3 protein-coding genes and 1 tRNA gene are annotated in these 4,347 nt (G+C 74.0%); 1 reads left to right on the top strand and 3 read right to left on the bottom strand.

Annotation, left to right across the window (positions count from 1 at the left end; translation table 11 throughout):
- The first annotated feature begins 204 nt into the window (after window positions 1-204).
- The gene (locus tag AAHZ94_RS29285; protein ID WP_349996681.1) at window positions 205-1,047 is read left to right on the top strand and encodes a helix-turn-helix transcriptional regulator; all 843 of its coding nucleotides are present in this window, start codon (window positions 205-207) and stop codon (window positions 1,045-1,047) included.
- A gap of 213 nt (window positions 1,048-1,260) precedes the next feature.
- On the opposite strand, the gene AAHZ94_RS29280 is transcribed toward AAHZ94_RS29285, so the two are convergent.
- From AAHZ94_RS29280 to AAHZ94_RS29270, 3 genes are all read right to left on the bottom strand, one after another.
- On the bottom strand, window positions 1,261-2,478 hold the full coding sequence (locus tag AAHZ94_RS29280; RefSeq protein ID WP_349996679.1) for an LLM class flavin-dependent oxidoreductase: 1,218 nt from the start codon (window positions 2,476-2,478) through the stop codon (window positions 1,261-1,263).
- A gap of 137 nt (window positions 2,479-2,615) precedes the next feature.
- Window positions 2,616-3,413: an SAM-dependent methyltransferase gene (locus AAHZ94_RS29275; RefSeq protein ID WP_349996678.1), complete on the bottom strand. Its 798-nt coding sequence runs from the start codon at window positions 3,411-3,413 to the stop codon at window positions 2,616-2,618.
- Between the two features lie 633 nt (window positions 3,414-4,046).
- Window positions 4,047-4,120 (bottom strand) — tRNA-Ala (locus AAHZ94_RS29270).
- Between the last annotated feature and the right edge of the window lie 227 nt (window positions 4,121-4,347).

Genomic DNA, 4,347 nt, shown 5'->3' with positions numbered 1-4,347 from the left:
CTTGGGTGTGACGCCCCTTGGGTGTGACGCCCCTTGGGTGTGACGCCCCTTGGGTGTGACGCCCCTTGGGTGTGACGCCCCTTGGGTGTGACGTCGGCTGTCCGGCCGAGTCTGGGCCGGTCGTCGCGGGCCCACCAGGACGCTTCCTGCCTGGGTGTGACACACCCAGGCAACACACCGGGCCCGCGACCTAGCCTGGGTGGCATGACCGACAACCACCTGGGAGAGTTCCTCCGCGCGCGCAGGGCCGCCCTACAACCGACGGATGTCGGCATGCCGAGCCACGGCACGCGCAGGGTCGCCGGGCTGCGCCGCGAGGAGGTCGCCGTCCTGGCCGGTATGAACGCGGACTACTACACCCGCCTGGAACAGGGGCGCGACCGCCACCCGTCGGCCCAGGTGCTCGATGCGCTCGGTCGCGCCCTGCGGCTCGACCCCGATGCCAGGGCGCATCTGTACCGGCTGGCAGGTGCGGTGCCGGTGGATCGGTTCGCCGCCACCACGGACCAGGTCGGCGCCGCCCTGCGGCAGGTGATCGATGGGCATCCGGGCGCCCCGGCGCTCGTCATCAACCGGACGCTTGACGTGCTGGCGTCCAACGCCATCGCCGACGCCCTGCACGCGCCCTTCGACCCGGCGGACAACCTGGCCCGGATGGCGTTCATCGACCCCGCGGGCCGGCAGTTCTACACCCGCTGGGACAGTACGGCACGGGCCACCGTGGGCCATCTACGCCAGGCAGCCGGACGCGACCCGAACAACCCAAGGTTGTGGGAACTCGTCGGCCTCCTCACCGAGCACAGCGCCGACTTCGCCCGCCTGTGGAACACCCACACCGTGCGCGGCAAGACCCAGGACAACAAGCACTTCCACCACCCGGACGTCGGCCCGCTGACCCTCGGCTACCAGGTCTTCGACGTGGCCGACGCCCCCGGCCAGCAACTCGTCATCTACCAGGCCGAACCCGACAGCCCCAGCGCCCAGGCCCTGGCCCTGCTCGGCTCCGTCCACGCCACCCGCACCTCCCCGCCCCCGGACCGGACCTGACGCTGCGTATGAAGGGCCGCCGGCGACACGGCTCCACGGCTCCACAGCCGCGCGGTACGACGTACGCGCCAGGCACTGGCGGCCGGTCAACAGCCGGCCGCGACACCACGGCCGCAGACAGGCCCACCGGCCCACCGGCCCGGCAGCCCACCGGCCCGCACCACCCGGGCGCCCCCACGGGCCGCCCCGCACGCCCCCACCCATCCCCGCCCCTCACCCCAACAGCCGGGCGAACTCCACCATTTGCCGCTCCGGGTCCACCACGGGTTGGATCAACAGCTCGTCCACGCCCGCCCGCTCCAGCGCTTCGATCCGCCCGACGACCTCGCTCCGCGTACCGACCAGGCCGAACCTGTCCACCAGGGAGGGCACGATGAGCTCGCGCTCCGCGACGGACGGCCGGCCCAGGTAGTTGCGGTAGAGCGCCTGGTGCAGCCGGGGATCGGTGGCCGTGGTGCCGCGCATCGCGAGCAGCCGGTCGACGGCCGCGGCCTCCGCCGGCGGCAGGCCCGCGCGGAAGGCAGGCTCCTCCGCCCCGAGGACCAGCGCGCCGAGCGCGATGTGCCCCACCGAGTCCCTGACCGGATCGCCGTAACGGTCAGCACCGTCGGCGAGGACGTGCAGCGCGGAGATGAGGTACGAACGGGCCCCGCCGACCCGACCAGCCCCGCCACCCCCATCAGCCCCATCGCCCCTGTCGGCCCCATCAGCGCCATCGGTCTCGGTGGCCCCACTCACCCCACTCACCCCACTGGCGCTACCAGCGCTACCGACCCCATCAGCCCCGCCCTCCTCCCGCCCCGCCCCTCGGCGCGCCCCGTCCGCTTCCCGCGCGCCCTCCCGCGCCGCCGCCCGCCGGGCCTCGCCGAGGGCGGACCAGGCCGCGGGATCGTGCAGCCCGAAGGAGATCAGGCCGGCCCCGAGCCGCCCGGCGACCGCGGCGGCCTTCGGCCCGAACGCGGCCACGACGAACTCCACCGGAGCCGCGATGTCGACGTACGGCCCGACGTGCAGGAACCGCACCCTGCTCGACCGGCCCCGCTCGCGGTGCGCCACCTCACGGCCGGCGGTGAGGTCCCGCAATTCGGCCGCGAACGCCTCCAACTCCGCCAGCTTCGTGGGCCGCATGCCGAGCGCACGGCGCGCCGTGTTCCCCGTGCCGACGCCGCAGATGATGCGGCCGGGAGCGAGCGCGTTGAGGCTCCCGACGGCCGCCGCCGCGGCGGGCGCGGAACGCAGCGCCGGCGAGGTGACACCGATGCCGAGCCTGATCCGACGGGTCGCCCCGGCACACAGTGCGAGCCCCACGAACGGATCGCCGTAGACCATCGGCGTGTCATACACCCAAAAGCTGTCGAACCCCAACGCCTCCGCCCGAACAGCCAGCCCCGCCACCTCCGGCCCCGGCGCCGCCACGATGCCGATCCGCATACCGAACCCTCCTCGCCGTCGACCGAATTCCCCACACCCCACGCAAGCCCGCACGCCCGCGCGCCCCGGGCCGGGGCTGCCACGTCGGGCCCAAGGACATGGTGCCCGGGGGCGGGCGGGCCAGTGCGGCGGTCGCTTCACCCGATGCGCCCCCACAGCCCGTACATGCACGCCTCACCCGCTTCCCCCGCCCGAGCCCCGTCCGGCTGCCACTGGTTGGTGGCCACGACGCCCGGGGGCAGCACGGTGACACCGGCCTGTTCCACGAGCGTCCGCAGCTCGTCCTCGCTGCGCATGCGGGAGGGGATGCCGTGGGCCTCGTAGACCTCCTGCATCCGCTGCACCTTGGGCCGGTCGAAGTCGTAGGTGCCGTGGGAGAGTACGAGGATGCTGCCGGGGGCGAGGGCGTCCGCGTACTCCCTGAGCATGTCGGGGACGTCGACCTCGGTGAGGTACGGGACGACGGCGCCCAGGAGCACGGCCGTGGGACGGGCGGGGTCGATGGTCTCGCGTACGGCCGTGGAATCCAGGACGGTTCGGGGATCACCGATGTCGGCCACGAGGTAGGAGACCCGGCCTTCGCTGCCGGTGGGGCCCTGCTCTTCCAGTTGGGCCACGGCCGCGTGGGAGTGGTCGACGTAGCAGAGGGAGACCGTCGGATCGGCCTCGTGGGCGACATCGTGGACGTTGCGCCCGGTGGGCCGCCCGGCGCCGAGGTCCAGGATCTGCGTCATGCCGTACTGGCGCACGCAGGCCGCCGCAGCAGCGAGGACGAAGGTCCGGTTGTGCCGGGCGACCAGGGCGGCGGAGGGAACCGCGGCGAGCAAGGCACGGGCCAACTCCTGCTCACGGCCGTGCACTGCGCCCGCCCCGGCCCCCAGAACTCCGGCATAGACGTCGGGGACCTGCATGGCCGGGCTGTCGCTGTGGGTCATCGTGGGGTGGGCCTTCCTACGCTGCGGGCCGTCGAGTCGGGCCGGGGACGGGGCCGGACGCACGGGGCGGACACGGGGCGGACACGGGGCGGGCTGGTCGGCCGGCCGAGCAAGGGCGAGCCCCCCAAGGGCGCGCGGCGTGGGCCCCGGGCCCCCGGTTGCAGCCAGCCGGTGACGGGCGGGGCGGCAACCCGCGTCGACGTCCATGGTCACGACCATCCCGCAGTGCGCCCCTGATGGGTAGACCGGGCCCGCGGAGGACCGGGACGTACGGCGAGAGGGGCAGGCGGGGCGAGGGCTTGGAGAGGGCGGAGGACGGCCGGAGGCCCAAGGCCCCGCGCGATGACCAGGCACGGGGGCCAGGGCACGGGGACTACAAGGCCAGGATGCCGGGAAGCGCTCCGGCGCGCGGCCATCGGCAGGGGCGGCGTAAGGGCCGTGGCCGTGGCCCACCCGTCAAGTGGCCGCGCCCGGCTCGGCGGGACCGCGGTGGTGCCCCGTACTCGACGTACCCCGACGCGCGGTGCACCCAGCGGCTCGGCGGGCGCGGGCGACCGGCGGCAGCGGGCTTCGCTGCCGCATCATGCGAAAGAGCCCCGGTCGGATCTCTCCGACCGGGGCTCTCACGTGCCGTGGACCTGAGGGGATTTGAACCCCTGACCCCCTCGATGCGAACGAGGTGCGCTACCAGTCTGCGCCACAGGCCCTTGCGACGAGTGAAACTCTAGCATCCTCCGCGGGGTGCTCGGAAATCCGGTCGCCGCTGGTCAAGGACGGTGGCGGGGGGCGGGGTCACTCGTTGGCGGCGCGGGGGTGGGGGTCGTCGGCGTACTGGTCGAAGAGGGGCGTGCGCCCGCGGCCGGGCGGGGGGGGGGGGGTTCCCCGGGCGGGGGCCGCTGTAAATTAAAAACCACATAGAGCCCACCCGTAGGCC

The sequence above is a fragment of the Streptomyces sp. HSW2009 genome, assembly GCF_040240285.1.
In the GTDB taxonomy this organism is placed as follows: Bacteria; Actinomycetota; Actinomycetes; order Streptomycetales; family Streptomycetaceae; genus Streptomyces.
This window is presented reverse-complemented; position numbering and strand designations above follow the sequence as displayed.